This is a genomic window from Glutamicibacter soli (genome assembly GCF_052322135.1).
Lineage (GTDB): Bacteria > Actinomycetota > Actinomycetes > Actinomycetales > Micrococcaceae > Glutamicibacter > Glutamicibacter soli.
Map to the genome: position 1 here is coordinate 1,230,650 of NZ_CM125969.1, position 26,584 is coordinate 1,257,233.

Below are 26,584 nucleotides of genomic sequence, written 5' to 3' on the forward strand. Positions count from 1 at the left end.
CTTGAAGGAGAACACACGTGGCACGTGTGAAGCGGGCAGTAAACGCCCACAAGAAGCGTCGCGTCGTAATGGAACGCGCCAAGGGCTACCGCGGTCAGCGTTCGCGCCTGTACCGCAAGGCCAAGGAGCAGCTGCTCCACTCGTTCGTTTACAGCTTCAACGACCGTCGCAAGCGCAAGGGTGACTTCCGCCGCCTGTGGATCCAGCGCATCAACGCTGCATCCCGCGCCAACGGTCTGACCTACAACCGTCTGATCCAGGGCCTGAAGGCCGCTGAGATCGAGGTTGACCGCCGCATGCTTGCCGAGCTGGCTGTCTCGGACTCCAACGCATTCGCCACTCTGGTTCAGGTAGCAAAGGGTGCCCTGCCGGCTGACGTCAACGCCCCAAAAGCGCCTAAGGTAGTAGCCGCTGCAGCCCCAAAGGCTGCTGCTAAGGCTGCTGCCGCTGCTCCAGAGGCCGCAAAGGCCCCAGCCGCAGAGGCTACGCAAGCAAACGGCGTCTTCAAGGTAGTTGAAGGTGCTGAGGTCCCAGAGGGCTTCATCATCAAGGGCAATGCAGGCTCCAACAAGTACCACGTACCGGGCTCGACTTGGTACGAGCAGACTGACGCTGAAGTTTGGTTCAACTCCATCGAGGCTGCCAAGGCCGCAGGCTTCGAGCCTGCCGGCGGCGAAGCCCGCCAGAAGATGAAGTAAATCTACTTCCTCTTTATTAGAGAGATCACACCAAAGGGTGGGATCCGCACTAGGTGCGGATCCCGCCCTTTGGTGTTTCTACCGGTATTCTCGAATCATGACCTATTCGCCCGAGCTCATGTCCAATCCACGCGCCGACAGGGTCAAGGCCGTCGCGCGGCTTGCCAGCCGCAAGGGACGTGAAGCCACCGGTCAGTTCCTCGCCGAAGGCCCGCAGGCCGTGCGGGAAGCGCTGCTGGCGCACCGGCACAACGACAACCTCATCCAGGACATCTATGCGGTTCCCGGATTCCTTGAAAGCCACCCCGAGTTCAACGCGCTGCTGGCCGACAGCAAGCTGACACCTCGCCTCGTCACCGGGGAAGTGCTGCTCGCCATGGCGGATACGCAGAGCCCGCAGGGGATCCTGGGGGTGGTGGCCATGAGCCAGCCGCAACTCAGCGAGGTGCTGGAAGCCAAGCCGAAACTGATTGCTGTGCTCTGCCGCGTCCAGGACCCGGGCAACGCCGGAACCATCCTGCGCGCAGCCGACGCCGCCGGCGCGGACGCGGTGGTGCTGACCAAGGGCAGCGTGGATATCTACAATCCGAAAGCCGTGCGCTCCACGGTGGGCTCGCTGTTCCACCTCCCGGTGCTCAGCAACATCGAATTCGACCACCTCGCGGCGGCTGCCAAGGCTACCGGCGTCCAGGTGCTGGCAGCCGACGGCTATGCAGCCCACAACCTCGACACCCTGCAGGACCAGGCGGTGCTGCGCGCCCACGCTGGAAGCGCCACCCCTTCCGAGGGAACCGAACCCGTGCTTGAATCTGCCACCATGTGGCTGTTCGGCAACGAAGGCCAAGGACTGGACGACCACGAAAAAGCCTCGGCCGACTTCCGCGTCGCAGTTCCGCTGTACGGTGTCGCCGAGTCTCTCAATGTCGGAACCGCGGCCACGGTCTGCCTCTACGGCTCGGCCCGCGCGCAGCGCTGACCGACCGCAATCGACCCCGAGGGAAGCAAACCTGAATGAATACCCCACTGAAGCAGATCGTCGCGGTGGCGATCGTCGACGACCTCACCTCGCCGACCCGGATGCTCGCCGCGCGCCGCAACCGTCCCGAAGCCTTGGCCGGCCTGTGGGAATTCCCCGGCGGCAAGGTCGAACCGGGGGAGTCCGACACCTCAGCGGTGCACCGCGAACTGCGCGAGGAACTGGGTGTCGAGCTGAGCCTCGGGGCCGAAATTACCGGTCCGCTGGCGCAGGGCTGGCAACTGAACGACAAGGCAGCGATGCGCGTCTGGTTCGCCGTCATCACGCAAGGGGAACCACAGCCTTTGGACGGCCACGACCAACTGGCGTGGCTCGACCTGGACGATTCGCTGGGCGAAGCGGTTAAGTGGATTCCCGCCGATGCGCCGATCGTCCGGGCCTGTCTAAATCTGAGCCGAATCGGCCATCTGGCCGGACACCCGTAGACTGGTATATAGCGTCAACAGTGGCTAGCTAGCCACGTCCCCAAGAATTCAAGGAGCGTCTCCGTGAAGAGACTCATTAGCGTCATTGCGCTGGCATTCGCTGCCGTGCTGGCCCTGTCCGGCTGCGTCAGCATGAACGCCGGCGTCAGCATCCAGGGCGACGACAAGGCCACCGGTACCGTCGAGGTCACCATGAAAAAGGACGCGCTCCAGGGCCTGGACTTCCAGGATCTGCTGGCCACCCAGGTCAACATGGACCAGCTGAACTCCCAGCTGGCCGGCGTCTGGACCACCACCGACATCGATGACGGCACAAACGTCGGACTGGCCTTCACCACCGCCAAGACCATGACCTTCACGGAGCTTGCCGACGCCTTCACCGTCTTCGGTTTCCCGGTCGCCATCTCCGGCAACGGCCAGGAGTTCAGCTTCTCGATGCCGGGCACCGGCCAGACCGCCGTGGACTCCAGCTTCACCGAGGCGAACTTCGCGGTGACCTTCCCGGGCGCGATCGTTTCCACCACCGCCGGCGAGGTCGACCACCACACCGTGACCTTCGACTTGATCCAGGGCGCCGAGACCTACCAGGCGACCGGCAAGGCAGATTTCTCGCTGTTCTACTCGACGATCTTCGGCGGCGCGCTGCTCGTGCTGACCCTGGTCTTCGTGCTCGCCTTCAGCCCCAAGGCCGCCAAGGAATCCCACTAACGCGGATTTCACCGCAGCTGCGTAAGCAGTGCCACGCTCAGGGCCCGTCATCGTTGAAACGAAGACGGGCCCTTGGCAATAGAATAGAAGCAAAGTGCTTGAACGAGTAATTACAAGATAAGAGTAAGGATCGATCGATCCCATGTCTGATCAGACACCATCAACGGCTCCGGACGCGGAGCCGAACATTCCGCACCCCACCGATGAAGCCGCGATTTCCCAGGCAGTAGAAGCCGCCCTGGCGGCCATCGAAGCCGCCGGGGACTTGAACGAGCTGAAGGAAGCGCGCCTGGCGCACACCGGCGAGAAGTCGCCGCTGTCGCTGGCCAACCGCCAGATCGGCAAGCTGGACAAGTCGGAAAAGGCCGTCGCCGGCAAGCTCGTGGGCGGCGCCCGCGGACGGGTCAACAAGGCCTTGGCCGCCCGCACCGTGGTGCTGGAAGAAGCCGAAGCCGCACGCATCCTCGTCGAGGAAACCGTCGACGTCACCGCCGCCCCGCGCCGCCGCCGCGCCGGAGCCCGCCACCCGCTGTCGGTCTTGCAGGACCGCGTCTCGGACATCTTCGTGGGCATGGGCTGGGAGATCGCCGAAGGCCCCGAGGTGGAATCCGAGTGGTTCAACTTCGACGCGCTGAACTTCAAGCCGGACCACCCGGCCCGCGAAATGCAGGACACCTTCTTCATCGAGCCTGCAGACGCCCATCTGGTGCTGCGCACCCACACCTCCCCGGTGCAGGTCCGCTCCATGCTTGAACGCGAAGTCCCGGTCTACGTGCTATGCCCGGGCCGCACCTTCCGCACCGACGAGCTGGACGCAACCCACACCCCGGTCTTCCACCAGTTCGAAGGCCTGGCCGTGGACAAGGGCCTGACCATGGCCGACCTGCGCGGAACCCTGGAGCACTTCGCACGGCAGATGTTCGGCGCCGAAGCGCAGATCCGACTGCGCCCTGCCTACTTCCCGTTCACCGAACCGAGCGCCGAACTCGACATCTGGCACCCGGGCGCCAAGGGCGGCCCGCGCTGGATCGAGTGGGGCGGCTGCGGAATGATCAACCCGAACGTGCTGCGCGCCGCAGGCATCGATCCGGAGGAATACTCCGGCTTCGCCTTCGGCATGGGCATCGAGCGCACGCTCATGTTCCGCAACGACGTCCCGGACATGCACGACATGATCGAGGGCGACGTACGTTTCAGCCAGCACTTCGGGATGGAGATCTAAGTTATGCGTATTCCACTGTCATGGCTGCGCGAGTACACGCAGCTTCCTGCCGATGCCTCGGCCGAAGACCTCATGGCGGACCTGGTCAAGGTCGGCTTGGAGGAAGAAGACGTCCACCGCCCCTCCGACGAGCTTTCCGGGCCGATCGTGGTCGGCCAGGTGCTCTCGCTGGTCAAGGAGGAAGCCTCCAACGGCAAGACCATCAACTGGTGCCAGGTCCGCGTGGTGCCTGAGGGCGCCGAGCAGACCCTGACCGGCAAGGGCATCGACCCCTCCGGCGTGCAGGGCATCGTGTGCGGCGCGCACAACTTCGTGGAGGGCGACAAGGTGGTCGTCACCCTTCCGGGCGCCGTGCTGCCCGGCGACTTCAAGATCTCCCCGCGCAAGACCTACGGCCACACCTCGGCCGGCATGATCGCCTCCAGCCGCGAGCTGGGCATCGGCGACGACCACGACGGCATCATCGTGCTCTCCCGCCTGGGCCTGGACCCGGAGCTGGGCACCGACGTGCTCGAGCTCTTCGGCCTGGACGACCAGGCCGCGGAGATCAACGTGACCCCTGACCGCGGCTACTGCTTCTCGATCCGCGGCGTGGCCCGCGAATACGGGCTGGCCACCGGCACCGCGTTCACCGATCCGGCCTCCAAGGTCCAGGTCACGGACGCCGCCGAAGCCGGGCACCCGGTGGTGCTCGCCGATGACGCGCCGATCTACGGCGTGGCGGGCTGCACCCGCTTCGTGACCCGCGAGGTGACCGGCATCGACCCGACCCGTCCGACCCCGCGCTGGATGGCTTCGCGCCTGCAGCTGGCCGGGATGCGCTCGATCTCCCTGCCAGTGGACATCTCCAACTACGTGATGCTGGAGCTGGGTTCCCCGCTGCACTTCTACGACGCGGACAAGCTCTCCGGCGCCATCACCGTGCGCCGCGCGGCAGCCGGCGAGAAGCTCACCACCCTGGATGAGAAGGAACGCGAGCTGTCGGTCGAGGACCTGCTGATCACCGACGAGTCCGGCGCCATCGGCATCGCCGGCGTCATGGGCGGGGCCAGCACCGAGGTGTCGGATGCGACTTCCCGCGTGCTGATCGAGGCCGCGCACTTCGACGCGGTGTCCATCGCCCGCTCGCGGCGCCGCCACAAGCTGCCCTCCGAAGCCTCCAAGCGCTTCGAACGCGGCGTGGACCCGCGCATCATGCAGATCGCCGCGCAGCGCGCCGTGGACCTGCTGGTCGAGCTGGCCGGCGGCACCGAGACCGCCAAGATCACCGACGCCGGAGCCGTGCCGCAGGCCGCGCAGATCGTGCTGCCCGCAGGCTTCGCCTCGGCGCTGATCGGCGTGGACTACACCGATGCGCAGATCATCTCCGCGCTGGAAGGCATCGGCGCCGAGGTGTCGCAGGACGCCGCCGGCTTCACCGTGACCGCCCCGAGCTGGCGCCCGGACCTGGCCATCAAGGAAGACCTGGTCGAAGAGGTCGCCCGCGTGATCGGCTACGACCAGATCCCTGCCACCCTGCCGGTAGCCCCTCCGGGCCGCGGCCTGAGCCGTTCCCAGTCCCAGCGCCGCCGCGTGCTGCAGGGCCTGGCCGACTTCGGCATGACCGAGGTGCTCTGCTACCCGTTCGTCTCCGAGGCGCAGAACAACACCTTCGGCGCGGCGCAGGCCGGGGACCAGGTCAAGGCCATCACCCTGGCCAACCCGATCTCCAAGGAATTCCGCTTCCTGCGCACCTCGCTGCTGCCGGGCCTGCTGGACACCGCCCGCCGCAACAACGGCCGCGGCTTCCGCGACCTGGCCCTGTACGAAGGCGGCTTAGTCTTCCTTCCGGGCGAGCAGCTGGGTTCCAGCGTGCTTCCCCCGCTGGGCGCCAAGCCGAGCGACGAGGTGCTGGCCGAGCTCTTCGCCGGCGTGCCGAACCAGCCATGGCAGATCGCCGGCGTGTTCACCGGCCATGAGGCTCCGGCCGCCGCCGGGTTCGCCCCGCGCGCATGGGACTGGGCCGACGCACTGGATGCCGCGCGCACCGTCGCCGACATCCTGGGCACCGAGCTGGAGATCGCCCAGGGCAGCCACCAGGCGTTCCACCCGGGCCGTGCCGCGGCGCTGAAGCTGAACGGCGAGATCGTCGGCTACGCCGGCGAGCTGCACCCGGCCCTGCTGAAGGATGCCGATCTTCCGGCGCGCACCGTGGCCTTCGAACTGAATGCCGCAGCCGTGATGGACGCCGCCCCCGCAGTAGTGGTCGCCGAGCACCTGTCCACCCAGCCGCTGGCCACCCAGGACGTGGCCTTGGTGGTCGACCGCGAGGTCGTGGCCGGCGACGTGCTGGCTGCCCTGCGCGAAGGCGCCGGCGAGCTGCTGGAAGACGTCGCGCTGTTCGACGTCTACGAGGGCAAGGGCATCGAGGACGGCAAGAAGTCGCTGGCCTTCGGCCTGCGTTTCCGCGCCACCGACCGCACCCTGACCGCTGACGAGGCTTCCGAGGCGCGTGCCGCCGCGGTGGCCGTGGCCGCCGAGAAGTTCGGCGCCGTCCAGCGCTAGGACGCAACAGCGCAGCACGCCCCGACTCCCCGGACCCCCGGAGAGTCGGGGCGTTTCCCTTGCCCGCTAGCGGTACAGGAATCGGTACCAGTGCGGCCGGGATTGCTTCTGGAACCAGCCCAGCTCGCGGGTTTCGGCTGGGTAGTCGTCGATCAGCGCCCACTGGGGAAGGACGTCCTGCAGCTCTTCGCGGGAGATCCCTCCGATGAACGAGTTGAATCGGGAGTTGCCGAATTGCAAGGCCAGGAACGTCGCGCCTGGCGCGGCCAGCCGGCCGACCGCATGCCCGTAGCGGCTGCGGGCTTCGCCTACCAGACCTTGCAGGCACCCGGAATCCAGGAAGAAATTGAACCCAGGCGTCAGCTCGGACAGGTCTGTCACGTCGGCCTGTACGTAGGTCTCGTGCGGCCCGGCCTGGTCACGGGCACGGACCAGGGCCCGCTGCTGCGCATCCACGCCGACTACCTCGAAACCTGCCGCGGCCATGCGGCGGCAGTGGATCCCGCTGCCGTAGCCGAGATCAATGGCCCGGGGGAGAACACCAGGGGATGCACCTGCATGCTGCTCGATTTCGACCTGCAGCTGATGCTCGAAGTTGGCGAGGTGGAGCTTGGCGTAGTGTTCCCAGGGGTGCAAGCCCAAGCGGTAATACAAGCCGTAGTTGATTTCCATGGTGATCCCCTCCGCCGTAATTGAGGTATGCAGAGCATTATCATCCCAGGAAGCCCGTCCTAGCTAGGATGCGAACGCGTGAACGGCCGGCCTTGTCCACGGGCTAGACTTGTGGCTTGGGTTGATTCGGTGCGAAAGGGGAACCCATGTCTGCTGCGCGGAAAACGGGGGCTTGCCTGCTCGTTGTGGTTTTGGGAGCGATGGCTGTCGTGGCGGCTATCGCCATTGCGTGGGGCGCGGTGCTGCTGATCCAGCGCGGTGCGGGAACGCATCTGGACGAACCAGCGCAGGACCAGCAGCGCGAACAAGAATTCAGGGACGGCTACAAGCCGTCTTCCGAAACTTCGGAGTCTGCCGAGCGGTAGGTATTCGGGGCGATCCGCAGGGCCAGGGTGACCAGGTCCTCGGCATCGGTGCCCTGCGTGGTGAATCCGTTGCGCTCCAGCAACTTGAGCGAACCGGTATTGCTCCTTAATGCCCTGGCGATAAACGCCGTGGCGCCCTGGTCGGCCAGCAATGACACGCCTTGGGGGATCATGTGGCCGGCGATGCCCCGTCCCCAGAACTGCGGGTCAACCCAATAGCCGATTTCACTTGCTTCAGGCTTGCGCGTGGCGGTGAAGAATCCCACCCGAGTCCTTTCCCTGCCAAGCGATAAACCATTGGACGCCCGGATCCTGCAGCGCCTGCTCCATTCGTCGCGAAAGATAGGGGCCCGTCCACGGCCTGCCGTCGCCAATAAAGGCCGTGACACGCGGATCACTGGCGAGCTTGGCCAGGAAATCATGATCCGCTGTGTAAAAGGGCATCAAACGCACGGGTTCTGTCATGGGACAAGTTTAAAAGTGAATGCCGAGGAATGGAACGAAGGGTTCGCATTCCTCGGCATGTCAGCAGAGTGCTTTGCCGGTTCTAGCTGCCGGATACGGTCTTCTCGACAGGTGGCAAATCCGACCATGGGAAGGTGATCCACTTGTCGGTGCGGCGCCATTCGTAGTCGGGAACCATGATGGTGCGCGGCTTGGTGTAGAGGCAAACGGTCTTGACGTTTGCGCCCCATTCGGAGATGAGGTCGACGACCTTGGCAAGGGTGCGGCCGGAATCCGAGACGTCGTCAACGAGCAGCACGTTCTTGCCGTGCAGCGCGCCCTCGTCCAGCATCGGAGGAAGCACCACTGGCTCCTCAAGAACCGTGCCAATGCCGGTGTAGAACTCCACGTTCAGGGCACCGCAGGCCTTGGCGCCCAAGGCGTAGGCGATGGAACCGGCCAACAGCAGTCCGCCGCGGGCGATGGCCACGACTACGTCGGTCTCGAAACCGCTGTCGACAACGGTCTGTGCCAGTTCGCGGGATGCCACACCGAAGGTGTCCCAGGTGAGAACTTCGCGTTCGGCTTCAGGAAGTACGGCTGCGCCGGAATCGTCAATGCTAGTCATCCTCCGATTTTACAACCACTTGTAACACGCATTGACATGAAAGGGTTTCATCCTTTCGGATTTCTTGGTTCTTCTCCCATCATTATTGCTGGTCTGATATGCGACGAAGCGTTGAATTCGAAAGTCTGCAAGGCCATCGGTTCCGGACGAAGTGTTACCCGCATCTCTGATATACCGTCGATCTGCGCTCCCGCGTGCGAGTCCGAGCTGCCGGCGGGGCACGGGGAGTCTTGCGCCGAGTGGCGCAGGGCAGTGGGGAGCTGATCATCCCTGAGAGCTATATTCAGCGAATTGGGTTGTAAGGCTACCTGGCTAGTGAGGATATCTAAGGATGGAAGATTTTGAAGACTATCCGGAACTGACGCGGGCCGCGCTGCCGCAGGCGGTGCTTGCGGTGCTGAGCCATGGGGGGAACCACGGGTACGCCATTGCCGAGAAGCTTCGCCAGCACGGTTTTGCGCGGATCAAGGGTGGGACGCTGTACCCGCTGCTGAAGCGGTTGGACGAGCAGAAGCTTACGCAGCACCTGTGGACGCACGAGCACGCGGGACCTCCGCGCAAGCTCTTCAAGCTCACGCCGCAGGGCGAGGCGGAACTTCTGCGTGCTGAAGCCGCGTGGACAGGCATGACCCGGGCCTTGACCAGCATCCGAACGACCAGCCAGGAGAAATCATGAACTACGAACGGAAGCTGGCCTTCAACCTGCGGATGCAGGGCATGACTGAAGCGGAGATCGCTGAGACGCTCAAAGAGGTTCGGTCCTATGAGAACACAGCGGGAACCTCCGTCGAGACGGAATTCGGCCCTGCCGAGGAGTACGCCAAGCAGTTCCCGAAACGAAAGCGGCGCACGCAGGGCCGGGCCATTGCCAGCGTCGGCATGGTGCTGGCGATCGTGTACCTGCTTTTCGCCTTCTTCGGCAAACCGCTCGCGGGGATCGATATCCGGGATTATGTCGGCCCTCTGGTGATCCTGCCAGCGCTCGCCGTCATCGCCGCGGGTTTGCTCCTTGGATTCCTGGTGGACTACTTCCGGCCTGCCCGAGTCTCGTAGTGCGATGGCCGTTCGCGAGACGAGCGATCCGGGACAATGGCTTCGCGCCGCTTGGGTCCGGCCGCTTCATCCTCAGCGTGGCCCGCGGCGGCCATCCGAACTGCGTGGTCAGTTGGGAATGCAATTGAGGTTCAAGACTTCGTTTGAAATAGCCGATACGATGGCTTAAAGCCATTGTTGCGATGATCGACCTGCTATTGGACCGGAGTTCTGCACATGCAATTTCGCCACTCTTTGACTCGATGCTCTGCCGCGGCGGCCGTGGTCCTGTTGGGGCTAGCCCCGGGACTGCCGGCAGCTGCTGCCAGCAGTTCAACGATCGGCGTCGCCGCCGGAGCGAATCTGGAGGGCATCAGCGTCTACGACACGGCCGATGTCCTCAATGATGAGAAGATCAAGGACGCCCTCTCAAGCATCGATTTCAACGAGCCTACAAAGGTTGCGGTCTTCTCCCGTCAAGGCGAATACTCCGACGACATCAACAGCGAAACACTCGCGTTCGCAAGGGAGGAGCATCCTGAATGGATCTCGCAAGATGCCGAGGACTACGGCGACTATTGGGCCGACGGATACTTCATCATCACACTCTCGGTTGAGGGACACGGCGACGGCCAGATCGGAACCTACTTCGGCGAAGACCGCAAGGTTTCAACGAGCCAGATGGAATCCATCCACGAGGCAGGATATGAGGACTTCAACCTCTCGCGCTGGACCGACGGCGTGATCGCCGTTGGCGCCAAGGGCGCGAAGATCATGAACCGACCATGGTACAAGAACCCCGCCCTGTGGATCACCACCGGTGTCGCCGGCGGCGCCGCGGGAGCGACGGGTTTGGTGGTTCTCGGTGTCAGGGCTTCACGGCGCAAGGAGTTCGAAGCGAACCTCAGCACCGGACGGGAGCATCTAAGCAATGTGACCATGGATTTAGATACCACCGAGCTGTCCGCCCGTACCTTGCCGACCGGCTCGCGCCATGCGGCGGATCTGGAACGTCGTTTCGCCGATTTCATGGCCAAGTACCGCACGTTGTTCGCCCGGCAACAGGAGCTTGAAGCCGCGACGAAGAAAACCCGCTCCTCCGGCTCCGGTGTCGCCCTGTCCAAGGACTTCATCGATACCGCCCAGCAGCTGGACGCGACCGATGACGCGATCATCGCCGCCGCAGCGCTCTACACCAGGTCTGCCACGTGGCAAGAGGCCTGGCGGGCGCAGACGGCTCCGATCCTTGAAGACCTGGCGGAACTCCCCGAGTTGCTCGGCGGCCCGGACAAGAAGCTGGGCCCGGCCGGGAGCGCGCTGCGCTCATTCGCCGACACAGCGCAGCAGGAAGTGCAGGCCGTCGGCACGGACTTGGCCGCGCAGGTGATCGATGTCGATACCGCCCTGGACCGGCTCAGCGAACGGCGCAAGCAATTAACCGAACGCCTCGACGCCTACGCGGCCGCGCGGATCGGCGCCTACGCCAAGTCCGAGGCCGAAGAAAAGCAAATGCGCGCGAAGCTGCGCAAGCAACGCTACGCCTCCACCGGAACCCGCAGCGGCGGGTCGATCCTGGACGTCACCAGCCCGGCAGAATTCTTCTGGCGGGTCAGTGCTTTCAACATCGGCTATCAATCCGCGGTCAAGGCAGTGGACAGTTCCCGCCAGGCGGCCAGCTCGTCCTCCGGAGTCTCCACCGGTTACTCCGGAGGCGGCAGTTTCTCCGGCGCCGGCGGTTCCTCCCGTTTCTAGGGCGCTGCACCCGAAGTTGTCGAGCAGGTGGCCGCACCGGCTCGATCTGCGCCGGTCGCCCGAGCTGGCTAGACCGCCGCGCGCACCTGGGCCAGCAGGCGCTGCGGCGTTTCCCAGAGGACCTCGCGCATCCACTGCTCGCCCAGGCCCAGGGCGTCGAGGGCCTGGAGCTGGTGGCTGTAGGGGTAGGGGATATTGGGGAAGTCGGTGCCGAGCACGACCTTGCCTGCCAGCTGCGCCAGCAGTGCGCGGTAGCCTTCGGGCATCGGCGCGAACTGCTCCGTGAAATCGGTGGCCAGCATGGTGGTGTCGAGATAGACGTTCGGGTGCTCCAGCGCCAGCTCGGCGAACTCGCTGTAGTCAGGCAACCCCGCATGGGCGATCACCAGCACCAAGTCCTCATGGCGCGCCAGCAGCCGGCGGATGGGCTCGATGCCGGTGTGCTGCCCCTTGTGCGGGCCGTTGCCGCAGTGGATGATGACCGGGGTGCGGGCTTCGGCCACCAGCTGCCAGGCCCGATCCAGCTGCGGATCGTTGGGATCGAAGTTTCCGACCTGGACGTGGATCTTGAAGACCTCGACGCCCGATTCGAGGCAGTCCCTGACCTGCTGTTCGGTGCCCTCCTCGGGATAGAAGGTCCCGGAGGCGATGGCCTGCGGATGGAGCGCCGCGAAGTTCTTCGAGTACTCGTTCAGCCAGTCGGCCATGCCCGGGCGGTGCGCATAGTTCAGGGTGCTGAACCGGGCGACGCCCAGCTGCTCCAGGGTCGCGACGCGTTGCGCCTCGTCCGTGCGGTAGCTGATCGGCCACGGCAGGTCGCCATCCGCTTCGCGGCCATCGAAGAACGCCCAGACCTTGTCCAGCACGTTTTGCGGCATGAAATGCACATGCAGGTCGATCAGCCCCGGAAGGCCCAGTCCGTGCAGGTAGTCCTTGATCTCGGCATCATTGGCGGGGCTTCGTTGCTCCCGGGGAAGATGTTCCACTGGTGAACTCCGTGGGTTGTCGGTACGGGGAAATGAGGGCCGGCCGCGGGCCGGAGGCCGGATCAGTCCAGCAGCGCCGCGGTCCGGGCGACGGCGAAAGCCAGGAAGCACAGCGCTCCGGCAAAAAGTGCCCAGTCGACGACGCCGAAGGAGGAAAAGTCATTGGCGAAGCGCTGGCGCATGCTGGTGCGCTGGATGGCCTTGGCCCGCGCCGAGTTTTGCCGGTTCCGATGCACGTGGCGGCCGTGGCCGCCATCCGAATTCTCGGACTTGGCACTGAACACTGCGTAGAACAACAGCAGGAACAGGCCCGCACCCAGGAGCCAGGACATCGCCAGTGAAGCCAACAGCTCATTCAAGGTAGTCGATTATGGCGGGAGGCCGCCTGCCGCGGGGCACAGGCCCCGCAGCCGCGGCGCCGAGGCTAGGGAACGAGCAGCACCTTGCCCGTGGTGCTGCGGGACTCCAATGCGGTGTGGGCCGCCGCGGCCTCGGACAGCGGGAAGCTCGCGCCGATGCGCACATCCAGCTTGCCTTCGGAGGCCCAGCGGAAGATGTCGCCGAAACGCCAGTGCATTTCGTATTCGGTGGCAATGAAGTCGTCGAGCTTCGGTCGGGTGACGGTCAGCGAGCCGCCGGCGTTCAACCGCTGGAGGTTGAAGTCCGGCACCTGGCCGCTGGCTCCGCCGAACAGCACCAGGGTGCCGCGGCGGCGCAGCGCGGTCAGCGAGGTCTCGAAGGTGTCCTTGCCGATGCCGTCGTAGACCGCATGCACCCCCTGGCCGTCGGTGACCTTTTCGACGGTCTGAGCCACCTGGCCGTAGTCCACCACGTAGTCCGCACCGGCCGCCTTGGCCAAGTCCTTCTTCTCCTGGGTGCTGGCGGTGGTGATCACCGTAGCGCCTTTGAGCTTGAGCAGCTGGGTCAACAGCAGTCCCACGCCGCCGGCGCCGGCGTAGGTCAGGATGACATCTCCCTCGCGCACGATGTAGCTCGAATTCACCAGGTAGTGGGCGGTCATGCCCTGCAGCGGCAGCGCGGCGGCCACCTGCAGGTCTACGCCGGCGGGAACGTGGCCCGCCCGTGCGGCATCGACTACCGCGTACTGGGCGTAGCCGGCGGTGCCGGAGGCGGTCGCGACCCGGTCGCCGACGGCGAAGTTCTGCACGCCCTGCCCGACTTCGGTGACGACTCCTGAGAACTCCGAGCCCGGGGTGAACGGGTAGTCGACCTTGTAGACGCCGCTGCGCTGGTAGGTTTCGATGAAGTTGACTCCGGCGGCGGCGACCTTCACTTGCACTTGCCCCGGCCCCGCGGACGGAACGGGCGCCTGTCCCAGAACCAGCCCCTTGGCATCCGAGGGTTCGGCAACGAGTATGGCTTGCTGCTGCATGGGGGAGCGCTCCTGTGGAAGATTGACGTCGGCCCGCATCGCCCGGGCCACTGCTAGGCCCAGTCTATGACTCGAGCCTGCATGGTGGCTGGTCGAAAGCGCCCATGTCGGACTTCATGACAAACTAAGTTATGAATATTTATTAGCCTCTATGCATATTTTGCGGTAAGCTCTGGTCATGACGATTTCAGTTGCTGTCTCCGGTGCCAGCGGGTACGCCGGCGGCGAGGTTCTGCGCATCCTGGCCGCCCACCCCGACGTAGAAATTGGCGCCATCACTGCGCATTCCCAGGCCGGGCAGCGCCTGGGCGGCATCGCCCCGCACCTGCATGCGCTCGCCGACCGCGTCCTGGTGGACACCACCGTGGAAAACCTCGCCGGGCACGACGTCGTCTTCCTGGCCCTGCCGCACGGCGCCAGCGCCGCCGTGGCCGAGCAGCTGCCCGAATCCACCCTGGTCATCGACGCCGGAGCCGACTTCCGCCTGGAATCCGCCGAGGCCTGGGAGAAGTTCTACGGCACCAAGCACGCCGGTTCCTGGCCCTACGGCCTGCCCGAGCTGCCCGGACAGCGCGAAAAGCTGGTCGGCGCCAAGCGCATCGCGGTGCCCGGCTGCTACCCGACCGGCGGCCAGCTCTCGCTGGCTCCCGGCTTCGCGGCCAATCTGCTGGAACCGGACGACGTGGTGATCGTGTCCGCCTCGGGTACCTCCGGTGCCGGCAAGAGCGCCAAGACCCACCTGCTGGGCGCCGAGGTCATGGGCTCCATGAGCACCTACGGCGTGGGCGGCGTGCACCGCCACATCCCGGAGATGGAACAGGGCTTCTCCAAGCTGGCCGGCGAACCGGTGACCGTCTCCTTCACCCCGACGCTCGCCCCGATGCCGCGCGGCATCCTGACCACCGCCACCGCCAAGGTGAAGCCCGGGGTCTCCGAAGCGCAGCTGCGCGAGGCCTGGGCCGCGGCCTACGACAACGAGCTGTTCGTCCACCTGCTGCCCGAGGGCCAGTGGCCGACCACCGGCGCGGTGCAGGCAAGCAACCACGTCCAGCTGCAGCTGGCCTTCGACACCCACGCCAACCGCGTGATCGTCTCGGTGGCGCTGGACAACCTGACCAAGGGCACCGCAGGTGCCGCAGTCCAGTCGATGAACATCGCGCTGGGACTGGAAGAAAACACCGGATTGCTCATGCAAGGAGTCGCCCCGTGAGCCTCGCCCACACCAATACCCACCCATCCGCCAACGCCCTGGGCGTCACCGCCCCGGCGGGCTTCACCGCCGCCGGCGTCCCGGCGGGCCTGAAGTCCACCGGCAAGAACGACGTGGTCCTGGTGCGCAACCTCGGACCCGACTTCGCCGCAGCCGGCGTCTTCACCTCCAACCGCGTGGCAGCCGCCCCGGTCAAGTGGTCCCGCCAGGTGCTGGCCGACGGCCGCATCGACGCGGTGCTGCTGAACTCCGGCGGCGCCAACGCCTGCACCGGCGCCGAGGGCTTCGGCAACACCCACCGCAGCGCCGAATACGTGGCGGACCTGCTGAAGGTTTCCGCCGGCGACGTCGCAGTGGCCTCCACCGGCCTGATCGGACAGCAGCTGCCGATGGACAAGCTGCTGCCGGGCATCGCCGCGGCCGCCGCCGCGCTGGCCGGTACCCAGGACGCCTCCGACCAGGCCGCCGCCGGCATCATGACCACGGACTCGGTCTCCAAGCAGGTCAGCCGCGTGGTGGGGGATTCCACCACCGGCCAGGTCATCATCGGTGGCATGGCCAAGGGCGCGGGCATGCTCGCCCCGGCGCTGGCCACCATGCTGGTCGTGCTGACCACCGACGCGGCGCTCACCAGCGAGCAGCTGGACGCCGCGCTGCGCAGCGCCACCGCGATGAGCTTCGACCGCGCCGACTCCGACGGCTGCATGTCCACCAACGACACCGTGCTGCTGCTGGCTTCCGGCGCCTCGGGCATCACCCCGGACGCCGCCGAATTCACCGCCGCGCTGACCGACGCCTGTCAGGAGCTGGCAGCCCGCCTGATCGACGACGCCGAGGGCGCGGAGCACACCATCGCGATCCGCACCTTCAACGCCGCCACCGAGGCCGACGCCCTGGAGGTCTCCAAGGCCGTCTCGCGCTCGAACCTGGTCAAGACCGCGGTCTTCGGCAAGGACCCGAACTGGGGACGCGTGCTCTCCGAGGTCGGCACCACCCAGGCCGCCTTCGAACCGGACGAGCTGAACGTCGCCATCAACGGCGTCTGGGTCTGCAAGAACGGCGGCGTGGGCGAGGACCGCTCGCTGGTTTCGCTGGAAGATCGCAACGTCACCATCGACATCGACCTGAACGCGGGCACCGCGCAGGCCACGGTGCTGACCAACGACCTGACCCACGACTACGTCCACGAGAACTCCGCCTACTCCAGCTAGGCCCGTCCCTCGACGAGGACAAAGGAAGAGCACATGCCTGAGAACACCCGCACCGACGTCGGATTGGCCCAGCGCAAGGCCGAGGCGCTGATCGAGGCCCTGCCCTGGATCCAGCGCTTCGCCGGCACCACCATGGTCATCAAGTACGGCGGCAACGCCATGGTCAACGAGCAGCTGCGCCGCGCCTTCGCGGAGGACATCGTGTTCCTGCGCCACGCCGGGATCAACCCGGTGGTGGTGCACGGCGGCGGCCCGCAGATCAACAAGATGCTCGACACCCTGGGCATCGAGTCGGAATTCCGCGGCGGGCTGCGGGTGACCACCCCCGAAGCCATGGACGTGGTGCGCATGGTGCTCACCGGCCAGGTCCAGCGCGACCTGGTCGGCCTGATCAACTCGCACGGCCCCTACTCGGTGGGCATGTCAGGGGAGGACGGCGCCACCTTGCAGGCCATCCGCACCGGCACCATCATCGACGGTCTGCCCGTGGACCTGGGCCTGGTCGGCGAGGTGACCCGCGTGCGCACCGACCAGGTGGACTCGCTCATCGACGCAGGGATGATCCCGGTGATCTCCACCGTGGCTCCGGAATTCGACGCCGAGGGCGAACCGACCGGAGCGGTGCTCAACGTCAACGCCGACACCGCCGCCGGCGCCCTGGCCACCGCGCTGGGCGCCTCCAAGCTGGTGATCCTCACCGACGTGGAGGGCCTGTACAGCGCCTGGCCCGACAAGTCCTCGCTGATCACCTCGCTGAGCACCGACGAGCTGCGCGAGATGCTGCCGTCCCTGGAATCGGGCATGATCCCCAAGATGGGCGCCTGCCTGGACGCCGTGGACTCCGGCGTGGGCCAGGCCCACATCGTGGATGGCCGCGAACCGCATTCAATGCTGCTAGAAATCTTCACCACCGCCGGCGTGGGTACCCAGGTGGTCCCCGCCGCACCAACAAATCAGAAGGACCAGAAGTGAGCGAGAGCGCCGCCGCAACCGAAGCAACACCGAGCGGGAACTCCCAGGCCGCCGACCTGGCCGGATTGGGCAACCAGTCATCGGCCGCGCTGGCCGAGCGCTACTCCAACAGCCTGCTGGGCGTGTTCGGCGCGCCGCAGCGCGTGCTGGTGCGCGGGGCCGGCTGCCACGTGTGGGACGCCGACGGCAACCAGTACCTGGATTTGCTCGGCGGCATCGCGGTGAACACCCTGGGCCACAGCAACCCGCTGCTGACTTCCGTGATCACCTCGCAGCTTGCCACGTTGGGGCATGTCTCCAATTTCTTCACCTCGCCCACGCAGATCGCGCTGGCCGAGAAGCTGCTGCAGATCTCCGCCGCCCCGGCCGGCTCCAAGGTGTTCTTCGCGAACTCCGGCACTGAGGCCAACGAGGCGGCGCTGAAGCTCACCCGCCGCAACGCGGGCACCGAGCAGGCGCCGCGCACCAAGGTGATCGCACTGGAGCATGCCTTTCACGGCCGTACCCTGGGTGCGCTGTCGCTGACCTACAAGGAGAAGTACCGCGCCCCGTTCGCGCCGCTGCCCGAGAACGTCACCTGGATCCCCGCCGGGGACATCCAGGCATTGCGCGAGGCGGTGGACCACACCGTTTCGGCAGTGTTCATCGAGCCGATCCAGGGCGAGGCGGGTGTACTGGAGCTGTCCGCCGAGTACCTGCAGGCGGCCCGCGAGATCACCACCGAGGCCGGCGCGCTGCTGGTCTTCGACGAGGTGCAGACCGGCATGGGCCGCACCGGCGAGTTCTTCGCTTCCGCGCCGGTGATTCCGGACGTGATGACTCTGGCCAAGGGCCTGGGCGGCGGCTTCCCGATCGGCGCGATGATCGTCTTTGGCGAGGCCAACACCTCCTGGCTGACCCCGGGCGACCACGGCACCACCTTCGGCGGCAACCCGGTGGCCTGCGCCGCCGGCCTGGCGGTCATCCACACCATCGAAAAGGACAACCTGCTGGCCCACGTGCGCGAGACCGGCGCCTGGCTGCGCGAGCAGCTGGCAGGCGTTCACGGCGTGGGCGCGGTGCGCGGCGCCGGCCTGCTCAACGCCTTCGAGCTGCTGAACGGCTCGGCGCCGAAGATGGTCGCCGCCGCGCTGGACGCCGGCTTCATCATCAACGCCACCGACGAGCGCACCATCCGCCTGGCCCCGCCGCTGGTCATCACCCGCGAGCAGCTGGCCACCTTCATCGCGGCGCTGCCCGGCCTGCTGGCCGCTGCCGCAGCCTAAGAATCACCTCAGACTTTAAGGAACACACCATGAGCGCAACCCGCCACTTCCTGACCGACCTGGACTTCACCCAGGCCGAGCAGACCAAGGTGCTGGACCTGGCACTGGCCATGAAGGCCGACAAGTACGGCTTCACCCCGTACGCCGGCCCGCAGACCGTCGCGGTCTTCTTCGACAAGACCTCCACCCGCACCCGGGTCTCCTTCCACGCCGGCATCGCCGAATTGGGCGGCTCCCCGCTGATCATCAACTCCGCCGAGTCCCAGCTGGGCCACAAGGAGTCCATCTCCGACTCGGCCAAGGTGCTCGAGCGTATGGTCTCCACCATCGTGTGGCGCACCTACGCCCAGTCGGGCCTGGAGGAAATGGCGGCGAACTCCTCGGTGCCGGTGATCAACGCGCTCTCCGACGACTACCACCCCTGCCAGCTGATCGCCGACCTGCTCACCGTGCGCGAGCACAAGGGCGCGCTGGCAGGCCTGAAGATGGCCTACCTGGGCGACGCTGCCAACAACATGGCCAACTCCTACCTGCTGGCCGGGGTCACCGCGGGCATGCACGTGGCCATCGCCGGACCGGAAGGCTACTTGCCGGCGGCCTCCATCGTCGCCGCGGCGCAGGAGCGCGCCGCGCTGACCGGCGGCTCGGTCACCATCACCACCGACGCCGCCGCCGCGCTGGCGGACGCCGACGTGGTCGCCACCGACACCTGGGTCTCCATGGGCCAGGAAGAGGAGAAGGAAGCGCGCCTGAAGCTGTTCACCGACTACTCGGTCACCTCCGCGGCGATGAAGCACGCCAAGGACGACGCCATTGTGCTGCACTGCCTGCCGGCCTACCGCGGCTACGAGATCGAGGCAGAGGTCATCGACGGCCCGCAGTCGGTCGTCTTCGACGAGGCCGAGAACCGCGTGCACGCGCAGAAGGCGGTCATGACCTGGCTCATGGTCGCCTCCGGCCTGGCCGAAGACCCCAGGGTGGAGCTGTAAACATGGCTTCGCAGCCCAGTACGAAAACCGCCCGCCAGGCGCGCATCCGCGCATTCCTGGGCAACAACTCGGTCAAGTCCCAGGCCGAGCTGCTTGGCTTGCTCAAGGACGACGGGCTGGAAGTCACCCAGGCCACGCTCTCGCGCGACCTGGTGGAAATCGGCGCGGTGCGCATCCGCGACAACCTGGGCCAGCTGATCTACGCGGTGCGGCAGGAAGGCGGGGACCGCTCTCCGCAGACCGCCATCACCCAGGAGGTGCTGGACGCCCGGCTGGCCAAGATCTGCGCCGAGCAGCTGGTCACCGCCGAGGCCTCCGGGAACATCGTGGTGCTGCGCACCCCTCCGGGCGCCGCGAACCTTTTGGCCCTGGCCATCGACCACTCGCAGATGCCTTCCATCCTCGGCTGCATCGCCGGGGACGACACCATCATGGTCACCACCCGCCAGGTGGACGGCGGCGCCGAGGTGGCCGCCCGCTTCCTGCAGCTGGCCGAGCCGAGCTAGAACACGGCGGATCCTCCGCAGCCCAATGACGATGCCGGGCGCAGAATGTTATCCACATTCTGCGCCCGGCATCGTTGCGCCCGCGCTCGGTGCGCCATCATCGGTGCAAGGGCGGCCTCGGCCCTGCCCGCGGTGCCGCGGGCGCCTTGCCCGGCAATCGCGCTGCCAAGACAGCGAAGCCGCCGCGCACCTTGCGGTCCGCGGCGGCTATTGTGCATCATGAGCGGCTTTGGGAGCCGCGCGCTGCTAGGCTGCCAGCTCCTCGACGGCGTTCAGCGTGAAGGCTTCCTCGAAGGCCGCCTGCACTTCGTCGTTGTAGGCGACCAGGACGATCCGGTGGATCGGGGAGATGTGCTTGTTGGTCTGGACCCACTCGTTGATGGCCGTGAAGGCGATCTGCGCAACCTGCTTGGGATCCCAGCGGAATGCCCCGGCGCCCAGCGCGGGGAAGGCGATCGAATGCGCCTCGTGGCGGGCTGCCACATACAAGGAGTTCTTGAAGCAATCGGCCAGGATCTTGGGGTTCGGCTTGATCAGGGCCAGGTTCGGGGCTGCCGTGTGGATGACCCACTTGGCCTTGAGGTTTCCCGCCTTGGTTGCCACGGCGACACCCGAGGGAATGCCGTCAGGATAGCGATTGGCGCGGACTTCGCGGCATGCGGCCAGCAAGGCCGGACCCGCGGCTGCATGGATGGCACCGTCCACGCCTCCGCCGCCGAGCAGGGACGGGTTGGCTGCGTTGACGATGGCGTCCACGCTCAGGGTGGTGATGTCACCGCGGAACAACTGGATATCCATTTGATTTCCTCCAACGACGTATCCGTATACGACTATGGCTTCACCTTACGCCGGGGTCATGCTTCGTGGAAGAGGGAAGCCGCCAACTGTTGGCGAGCGCGACGGGACTTCTTCCACTTTCCACAGGAGTGGTTTCGCAAGGCCTGGGGGAACTCACCTGCGGTTGATGCATATTTATGAGCAACATTGCATAAACCTTTGCTAGAGTAGGATTCAGCGAAATAAACTCCACCGCGCCCGCCGGCGAAACCGGTTGGGCGCGCGGCGGAATCCGGGCAGCAGAAAGGAACGAGCCATGGCCTCGTCAACAAATGAAGGATCGCTCTGGGGCGGCCGTTTCTCCGACGGTCCCGCGGACGCAATGGCCGCGCTGAGTAAATCCACCCACTTCGACTGGCGCCTGGCCAGCTACGACATCGCCGGCTCCCGCGCCCACGCCAAGGTGCTGCAGCGTGCCGGCCTGCTCACCGAGCAGGAACTGGCCGACATGATTTCCGCGCTGGACAAGCTCGAGGCCGACGTGCTGGACGGCACCTACACCGCCGCGCACTCCGACGAGGACGTGCACGGTTCGCTGGAACGCGGGCTGCTTGAGCGCGCCGGCACCCAGCTGGGCGGCAAGCTGCGCGCCGGACGCTCGCGCAACGACCAGATCGCCACCCTAGGCCGCATGTTCCTGCGCGACCACGCCCGTATCATCGCCGGCGGCGTCATTGACACCCTCGACGCGCTGCTGGGCCAGGCCAAGGCCCATCCGTACGCGCCGATGCCGGGCCGCACCCACCTGCAGCACGCCCAGCCGATCCTGCTCTCGCACCTGCTGCTGGCCTACGCCTGGCCGCTGCTGCGCGATGTGCAGCGCTTCGTGGACTGGGACAAGCGCGCTGCAGTCTCCCCGTACGGCTCCGGCGCGCTGGCCGGCCAGACCCTGGGCCTGGACCCGAACTTCGTGGCCGACGAGCTGGGCTTCGACTCAGCCGTGTTCAACTCGATCGACGGCACCGCCGCCCGCGACGTGTTCGCCGAGTTCTCCTGGATCGCCGCGATGATCGGCGTGGACCTGTCCCGCGTGAGCGAAGAGGTCATCCTCTGGGCCACCAAGGAATTCAGCTTCGTGAAGCTGCACGACGCCTTCTCCACCGGCTCCTCGATCATGCCGCAGAAGAAGAACCCGGACATCGCCGAGCTCGCCCGCGGCAAGGCAGGACGCCTGATCGGCGACCTGACCGGCCTGCTGGCCACCCTGAAGGCGCTGCCGCTGGCCTACAACCGCGACCTGCAGGAAGACAAGGAGCCGGTGTTCGACGCAGCGGACACCCTTGAAATCCTGCTGCCCGCCGTGGCCGGCATGATCGAAACCCTGACCTTCAACACCGAGCGCATGGCCGGCCTGGCCCCGCAGGGCTTCGCGCTGGCCACCGACATCGCCGAGTGGCTGGTACGCCAGGGCGTGCCGTTCCGCGACGCCCACGAGCTCTCCGGCGCCGCCGTGCAGCTGGCCGAATCGCGCGGCGTGGAGCTGTGGGACCTGAGCGACGAGGACTATGCAGGCATCTCCGAGCACCTGACCCCGGCGGTGCGCGAAGTGCTCTCCACCGAGGGCTCGCTCAACGCCCGCAACGGCCAGGGCGGCACCGCCCCGAGCGCTGTCGCGCAGCAGATCACCGAGTTCGAGCGCCAGCTTGACGAGGTCCGCGGCTGGATCGCCAAGTAGCCTGGACCGGCCGGTGGCCGGAGCCGCACCGCAGGAATCATGCGGCGCGGATCCGGCCGCCTACGCATTTAAGCCCTACTCGCGATACAGTGTGGGTCATGACACAGATACTGGCGCCGGACGCACTCATTTCTCAGGTCACCACCGCATTGGATGAGCTGCGCGAACAGGTGCGCGGCGTCGACTTCCAGAACTACCCCAAGGCCAGTTCGCTGCCGGGCTGGAGCACCGCCCAGCTCATTGCGCACCTGGCCTCCTTCGCGAAGGCAGCCCGCCGCCAGTTCGAGCGCGCCGGGCAGGAACCGCCGCTGGAAATGTACGACGGGGGAGCGGCCGGCCGCATCGAGGCCATCAACATGACAGCGCTGATGCGCCCCGAGGCGCTGCTGGAGCTGACCAACACCGCGCTGGCCGAGCTGCGCGAGGTGTTGCCTTCCGCCGCCGGCAAGTGGGAGGAATCGGTGGGCTACCGCCCCGGCGCGAAGGTTGCGGACATGATGTACGCCACCTGGCGAGAGATGCTGATCCACGCCACCGACCTTGACGAGTTCGTGCGCCCTGCTTCCAGCTGGCCGGCCGAATTCTCTGAGCATCTCTTCCGCGCGCTGGCCGCCCGGGTGCCTTCCGAGGACCGCCTGGTGCTGCAGCCCCACGGCAAGTCCCCGGTGGTGCTGGGCGCCGGGGAGAACTCCTGGGTGCTCTCCGGAACCGAGTTTGATCTGGCAGCATGGCTTGCCGGCCGTCCGGCCGCCGGTCCGGTGCAGGCCACCGCGGCCGCGGACGCCGCCGACTACCCCGAGCTGCTGCCCTGGCCGAGCGACCGGCTGATGAACCGCTAGCGCCGGGCCGCCGAAACCGAGGCCGCAGTTCCCTTCCGGGAACTGCGGCCGAGGCAGTTAAGTCGCGTGGTTCGAAGAGCCCCGAGTACGGCTAAAATTGTGAGGCGTGAATACTACTGAGAGCATTACCGACCTGCTGGACCGTTTATGCGCGATTGTCCCCGACTACCCGCAGCCCGGAATTTCATTCAAGGACTTGACTCCGGTCTTCGCGGACCCAACAGGCCTGCGCCGCATGGTCGACGAGCTGATCGCCCCGTTCGAGGGCCAGTTCGACATCGTGGCAGGGCTGGAGGCCCGCGGTTTCGTGCTCGCCGCGGCGGCCGCCTACGCCTCCGGCAAGGGAATGCTGACCATCCGCAAGGCAGGCAAGCTGCCGCGCGAGGTCTACCGCGACGAATACACCCTGGAATACGGCTCCGGCTGCCTGGAAATGCACCGCGACGAGATCGCCCCGGGCACCCGGGTGCTGATTCTGGACGATGTGCTGGCCACCGGCGGCACCGTGGGCTCGGCGGTGCGCCTGGTCGAGCTGACCGGCGCCGTGGTCGCGGGCATCGGCGTGGTGCTGGAACTCGACGGCTTGGAAGGCCGCGCCAAGCTGGACGGGCACGAGGTCGTCTCGCTGCAGCTGGTGCACTCCTGAAGTAACACGTCGGCTGGTTACGCCGCCCGCGAAGCGGATTACCGGCCGCCGCCGCGGCACGCGTAGAATTGTCTGTCCTGTGAATTTAGCGCAAGGGGAAACTGGGTTGTCCGAAACGATCGAACAGGATCTGTCCGTCGAGACCGAGTACGTGGGGAAACTGTACGCAAGGCTTGATGAATTGCGCGCCGAAAAGGTGGAGCAGCTCGGACGCACCCGGGCGCAGGGCGCCGTGGGCAGCTTCCAGAACATGTCCGAGCGCGACTCCTTCGCGACCCTGTACGAGGACCGCATCGCGCAGCTGGATGCAGTGCAGGACCGGCTGGTCTTCGGCCGACTGGACATGGCCGCGGCCAACGGCTCCAACGGGGATCCCCAGGCGGAGGAGAACCGCATCCGCTACATCGGGCGTATCGGCCTGAGCGACGAGGACCTCAACCGGCTGATGATCGACTGGCGCGCCGCCGAGGCCGCGCCGTTCTACCAGGCGACCGCGCTGAACCCGCGCGGCGTGCGCCGCCGCCGCCACCTGATGCTCTCCGGGCGCACCGTGGCAGGCATCGAGGACGACGTGCTGGACGAGACCTGGCTTGACGAGGGCCACACCCACCACGGGGAAGGCTCGCTCATGGCGGCGCTGCGCGAAAAGCGCACCGGCCGCATGGGCGACATCGTGGGCACCATCCAGGCCGAGCAGGACGCCATTATCCGCGCGCCGCTGCCCGGGGCAGTGGTGGTCCAGGGCGGGCCGGGCACCGGCAAGACCGCCGTGGCGCTGCACCGCGCCGCCTTCCTGCTCTACGAATACCGCGAACGGCTGAAGAACGCCGGCGTGCTGATCGTCGGGCCCTCGAATTCCTTCATGCGCTACATCGAGCGCGTGCTGCCCTCGCTGGGCGAGACCGGCGTGGTCATGTCCTCCGTGGGCGAGCTGTACCACGGGGTGCAGGCAGTGCCGGAAACCAACCGCACCGTGGCCCGGCTCAAGGGCCGGCCCTCCATGGCCCGGGTCATCTCCGCCGCCGTGCGCAACCGCCAGCGCGTGCTTCCCGAGGACCGCACCGTGGTGGTCGAAGGCACGCGGCTGACGTTGACCCGCAAGATGGTGCTCAACGCGCGCGAACGCGCCCGCCACACCCACAAGCCGTACAACCAGGCCCGCGAAACCTTCGTGAAGGTGCTCGTGGGGGACCTGGCCGAGCAGCTGCGCCGCAAGCTGGAGGAATCGGCCGGGCAGTCCTCGACCACCGACCGCTCCTACCTGCCGCAGGAAGTGCGCGAGTCCTGGGACGTGCGCGTGGCGCTGAACCTGTGCTGGATGCCGATGACCCCGCAGAAGCTGGTGCGCGAGCTGTTCGCCAACCCGCACCTGCTGGCCGCCGCCGCGCCGAAGCTTTCCGAAGCCGACCGCGACGCGCTCTACCGCCGCGTCGATGCGCCGTTCACCGAGGCCGACGTGCCGCTTCTTGACGAGGCCGCCGAGCTGCTGGGCGAGTTCGAGGACCCGCACGCCGCCAGCAACCAGGCCCAGTACGACCGCGACGTGGAAAACGCGCAGGCCGCGCTGGTGAACATGCATACCATGCTGGAAAACGCAGGCATCGACGGGGTGGTCACCGCGGAGCAGGTCGCCGGCGTCAACCAGGAGACCGCCGCCCGCCAGACCGCAGCCGAGCGTGCGGTCGCCGACCGCACCTGGGCCTACGGGCACATCGTGGTGGACGAGGCGCAGGAGCTCTCGCCCATGCAGTGGCGCCTGCTGCTGCGCCGCTGCCCGATCAAGTCCTTCACCATCGTGGGGGACATCGCCCAGACCTCCGCGGCCTCGGGCGCGACCAGCTGGGCGCAGGCGCTGTCGCCGTTCTTCGGCGAACGCTTCACCTTGGAGGAGCTGACGGTCAACTATCGCACGCCGGCGCAGATCGCCGACGCCGCGGTGCGCGTGGCCCAGGCCGCCGGGCTGAACATCACCACCCCGCGCGCCGTGCGCGAGGGCGACTGGCCTCCGCTGCTGACCAAGACCACGGGCGCGCAGCTGGATGACACGTTGCGCGCGGCCTTGGCCGAGGAATTGGAGTATTCCGCCGGAGGCCTGCAGGCGGTCATCGTCCCGCAGGACCAGCTGGCCCATACGCGCGACGTGATTTCCGCAGCCTACGGGGACCGTGTCGGGGAAGGCTCCGGCGGGTTGAGCCAGGACATCGTGGTGATTTCCGCCCGCGAATCCAAGGGCCTTGAATTCGACGGCGTGATCATCTTGGAACCCGAGCAGCTGGTGGCCGAGGTCGACGGGGGAGTGGGGGACCTGTACGTGGCGATGACCCGCACCACCCAGCGCTTGCGCGTGGTTTACACCGGCGAGCTGCCCGAGGGGATGGAAGCCTAGGAGCGTCGGCCGCGCGAACTGGCATACAGCCGCCGCGAACCGATAATCTAGGAAGTGCGCACGCCAGGAAACCCCAACTGGCTGCGCCGTAGTGAACTTCCGCTGGAAGCAGCGGGAGCAAAGGGGCAGAACATAGACAGAAA

28 protein-coding genes are annotated in these 26,584 nt (G+C 66.6%); 20 read left to right on the forward strand and 8 right to left on the reverse strand.

Going from position 1 to position 26,584, the window contains the following annotated elements:
* Positions 1 to 17: 17 nt before the first annotated feature.
* The 6 genes from rplT (at position 18) to pheT (ending at position 6,633) form a co-directional block, all read left to right on the forward strand.
* A complete protein-coding gene (gene rplT, locus ACTX90_RS05865; RefSeq protein WP_047121170.1) occupies positions 18 to 698 on the forward strand; it encodes a 50S ribosomal protein L20, sunset domain variant in 681 nt (226 codons plus the stop codon).
* A 97-nt stretch (positions 699 to 795) separates the two neighbouring features.
* Complete coding sequence (locus tag ACTX90_RS05870) at positions 796 to 1,674, forward strand: TrmH family RNA methyltransferase (RefSeq protein WP_047121171.1); 879 nt, start codon at positions 796 to 798, stop codon at positions 1,672 to 1,674.
* A gap of 35 nt (positions 1,675 to 1,709) precedes the next feature.
* On the forward strand, positions 1,710 to 2,159 hold the full coding sequence (locus tag ACTX90_RS05875) for a (deoxy)nucleoside triphosphate pyrophosphohydrolase (protein WP_443443462.1): 450 nt from the start codon (positions 1,710 to 1,712) through the stop codon (positions 2,157 to 2,159).
* Between the two features lie 63 nt (positions 2,160 to 2,222).
* Positions 2,223 to 2,867: an LppM family (lipo)protein gene (locus ACTX90_RS05880; RefSeq protein ID WP_113606581.1), complete on the forward strand. Its 645-nt coding sequence runs from the start codon at positions 2,223 to 2,225 to the stop codon at positions 2,865 to 2,867.
* A gap of 142 nt (positions 2,868 to 3,009) precedes the next feature.
* A complete protein-coding gene (gene pheS, locus ACTX90_RS05885) occupies positions 3,010 to 4,089 on the forward strand; it encodes a phenylalanine--tRNA ligase subunit alpha (protein ID WP_047121174.1) in 1,080 nt (359 codons plus the stop codon).
* A 3-nt stretch (positions 4,090 to 4,092) separates the two neighbouring features.
* Positions 4,093 to 6,633 carry a phenylalanine--tRNA ligase subunit beta gene (gene pheT, locus ACTX90_RS05890; protein WP_443443464.1) on the forward strand — a complete coding sequence of 847 codons (2,541 nt, stop codon included), beginning with the start codon at positions 4,093 to 4,095 and terminating at the stop codon, positions 6,631 to 6,633.
* A gap of 66 nt (positions 6,634 to 6,699) precedes the next feature.
* Here the strand turns inward: pheT and ACTX90_RS05895 are convergent, their stop codons facing one another.
* Positions 6,700 to 7,305 carry a class I SAM-dependent methyltransferase gene (locus tag ACTX90_RS05895; RefSeq protein WP_113606579.1) on the reverse strand — a complete coding sequence of 202 codons (606 nt, stop codon included), beginning with the start codon at positions 7,303 to 7,305 and terminating at the stop codon, positions 6,700 to 6,702.
* A gap of 200 nt (positions 7,306 to 7,505) precedes the next feature.
* Between ACTX90_RS05895 and ACTX90_RS05900 the strand changes: the two genes are divergently transcribed.
* Positions 7,506 to 7,670: a hypothetical protein gene (locus ACTX90_RS05900; RefSeq protein WP_160309118.1), complete on the forward strand. Its 165-nt coding sequence runs from the start codon at positions 7,506 to 7,508 to the stop codon at positions 7,668 to 7,670.
* Here ACTX90_RS05900 and ACTX90_RS05905 read toward each other — a convergent pair.
* The 3 genes from ACTX90_RS05905 to ACTX90_RS05915 all read right to left on the reverse strand — a co-directional run bounded on the left by ACTX90_RS05905 (position 7,628) and on the right by ACTX90_RS05915 (position 8,742).
* Positions 7,628 to 7,936, reverse strand: coding sequence for a GNAT family N-acetyltransferase (locus ACTX90_RS05905; protein WP_443443467.1), 309 nt, complete (start codon positions 7,934 to 7,936; stop codon positions 7,628 to 7,630). The genes ACTX90_RS05900 and ACTX90_RS05905 overlap by 43 nt on opposite strands.
* Positions 7,905 to 8,135 (reverse strand): hypothetical protein, encoded by a 231-nt coding sequence (locus ACTX90_RS05910; protein ID WP_443443469.1) that lies wholly within the window; start codon positions 8,133 to 8,135, stop codon positions 7,905 to 7,907. Before ACTX90_RS05910 ends, ACTX90_RS05905 begins: the two co-directional genes overlap by 32 nt.
* An 82-nt stretch (positions 8,136 to 8,217) precedes the next feature.
* Positions 8,218 to 8,742, reverse strand: a complete 525-nt coding sequence (locus ACTX90_RS05915) for a phosphoribosyltransferase (RefSeq protein ID WP_047121177.1) — start codon at positions 8,740 to 8,742, stop codon at positions 8,218 to 8,220.
* 331 nt (positions 8,743 to 9,073) lie between these two features.
* Here ACTX90_RS05915 and ACTX90_RS05920 point away from each other — a divergent pair, with 331 nt between their 5' ends.
* From ACTX90_RS05920 to ACTX90_RS05930, 3 genes are all read left to right on the forward strand, one after another.
* Complete coding sequence (locus ACTX90_RS05920) at positions 9,074 to 9,418, forward strand: PadR family transcriptional regulator (RefSeq protein WP_443443470.1); 345 nt, start codon at positions 9,074 to 9,076, stop codon at positions 9,416 to 9,418.
* On the forward strand, positions 9,415 to 9,795 hold the full coding sequence (locus ACTX90_RS05925; protein WP_053797728.1) for a hypothetical protein: 381 nt from the start codon (positions 9,415 to 9,417) through the stop codon (positions 9,793 to 9,795). Before ACTX90_RS05920 ends, ACTX90_RS05925 begins: the two co-directional genes overlap by 4 nt.
* A gap of 216 nt (positions 9,796 to 10,011) precedes the next feature.
* On the forward strand, positions 10,012 to 11,526 hold the full coding sequence (locus ACTX90_RS05930) for a DUF5129 domain-containing protein (protein ID WP_443443472.1): 1,515 nt from the start codon (positions 10,012 to 10,014) through the stop codon (positions 11,524 to 11,526).
* Positions 11,527 to 11,594: 68 nt separating this feature from the next.
* Here the strand turns inward: ACTX90_RS05930 and ACTX90_RS05935 are convergent, their stop codons facing one another.
* The 3 genes from ACTX90_RS05935 to ACTX90_RS05945 form a co-directional block, all read right to left on the reverse strand.
* On the reverse strand, positions 11,595 to 12,512 hold the full coding sequence (locus tag ACTX90_RS05935; RefSeq protein ID WP_443443473.1) for an amidohydrolase family protein: 918 nt from the start codon (positions 12,510 to 12,512) through the stop codon (positions 11,595 to 11,597).
* Between the two features lie 62 nt (positions 12,513 to 12,574).
* Positions 12,575 to 12,859, reverse strand: coding sequence for a hypothetical protein (locus tag ACTX90_RS05940; RefSeq protein WP_146955848.1), 285 nt, complete (start codon positions 12,857 to 12,859; stop codon positions 12,575 to 12,577).
* Between the two features lie 77 nt (positions 12,860 to 12,936).
* Complete coding sequence (locus ACTX90_RS05945; RefSeq protein ID WP_443443474.1) at positions 12,937 to 13,905, reverse strand: quinone oxidoreductase family protein; 969 nt, start codon at positions 13,903 to 13,905, stop codon at positions 12,937 to 12,939.
* Positions 13,906 to 14,083: 178 nt separating this feature from the next.
* On the opposite strand from ACTX90_RS05945, the gene argC reads away from it, so the two are divergent.
* From argC to ACTX90_RS05975, 6 genes are read left to right on the forward strand one after another with little or no spacing between them, the layout of a single operon-like run.
* Positions 14,084 to 15,115, forward strand: coding sequence for an N-acetyl-gamma-glutamyl-phosphate reductase (argC, locus tag ACTX90_RS05950; RefSeq protein WP_443443476.1), 1,032 nt, complete (start codon positions 14,084 to 14,086; stop codon positions 15,113 to 15,115).
* A gap of 38 nt (positions 15,116 to 15,153) precedes the next feature.
* Entirely contained in the window at positions 15,154 to 16,326 is a 1,173-nt protein-coding gene (gene argJ, locus ACTX90_RS05955; protein WP_047121221.1) for a bifunctional glutamate N-acetyltransferase/amino-acid acetyltransferase ArgJ, read from the forward strand.
* Between the two features lie 33 nt (positions 16,327 to 16,359).
* Positions 16,360 to 17,298, forward strand: a complete 939-nt coding sequence (argB, locus tag ACTX90_RS05960) for an acetylglutamate kinase (protein ID WP_053797733.1) — start codon at positions 16,360 to 16,362, stop codon at positions 17,296 to 17,298.
* Positions 17,295 to 18,563, forward strand: a complete 1,269-nt coding sequence (locus ACTX90_RS05965) for an acetylornithine transaminase (protein WP_181728029.1) — start codon at positions 17,295 to 17,297, stop codon at positions 18,561 to 18,563. Before argB ends, ACTX90_RS05965 begins: the two co-directional genes overlap by 4 nt.
* A gap of 29 nt (positions 18,564 to 18,592) precedes the next feature.
* Entirely contained in the window at positions 18,593 to 19,552 is a 960-nt protein-coding gene (gene argF, locus ACTX90_RS05970; protein WP_053797735.1) for an ornithine carbamoyltransferase, read from the forward strand.
* A 2-nt stretch (positions 19,553 to 19,554) separates the two neighbouring features.
* Positions 19,555 to 20,058, forward strand: coding sequence for an arginine repressor (locus ACTX90_RS05975; RefSeq protein WP_047121186.1), 504 nt, complete (start codon positions 19,555 to 19,557; stop codon positions 20,056 to 20,058).
* Positions 20,059 to 20,304: 246 nt separating this feature from the next.
* Here the strand turns inward: ACTX90_RS05975 and ACTX90_RS05980 are convergent, their stop codons facing one another.
* Positions 20,305 to 20,856, reverse strand: coding sequence for a macro domain-containing protein (locus ACTX90_RS05980; protein WP_113606574.1), 552 nt, complete (start codon positions 20,854 to 20,856; stop codon positions 20,305 to 20,307).
* A gap of 295 nt (positions 20,857 to 21,151) precedes the next feature.
* On the opposite strand from ACTX90_RS05980, the gene argH reads away from it, so the two are divergent.
* The 4 genes from argH (at position 21,152) to ACTX90_RS06000 (ending at position 26,441) form a co-directional block, all read left to right on the forward strand.
* Positions 21,152 to 22,570, forward strand: a complete 1,419-nt coding sequence (gene argH, locus ACTX90_RS05985; RefSeq protein ID WP_053797737.1) for an argininosuccinate lyase — start codon at positions 21,152 to 21,154, stop codon at positions 22,568 to 22,570.
* 98 nt (positions 22,571 to 22,668) lie between these two features.
* The gene (locus ACTX90_RS05990) at positions 22,669 to 23,409 is read left to right on the forward strand and encodes a maleylpyruvate isomerase family mycothiol-dependent enzyme (RefSeq protein ID WP_047121189.1); all 741 of its coding nucleotides are present in this window, start codon (positions 22,669 to 22,671) and stop codon (positions 23,407 to 23,409) included.
* 106 nt (positions 23,410 to 23,515) lie between these two features.
* Positions 23,516 to 24,055: an adenine phosphoribosyltransferase gene (locus tag ACTX90_RS05995; protein ID WP_368733731.1), complete on the forward strand. Its 540-nt coding sequence runs from the start codon at positions 23,516 to 23,518 to the stop codon at positions 24,053 to 24,055.
* A gap of 106 nt (positions 24,056 to 24,161) precedes the next feature.
* Complete coding sequence (locus ACTX90_RS06000) at positions 24,162 to 26,441, forward strand: HelD family protein (RefSeq protein ID WP_443443477.1); 2,280 nt, start codon at positions 24,162 to 24,164, stop codon at positions 26,439 to 26,441.
* The last annotated feature ends 143 nt before the right edge of the window (positions 26,442 to 26,584 follow it).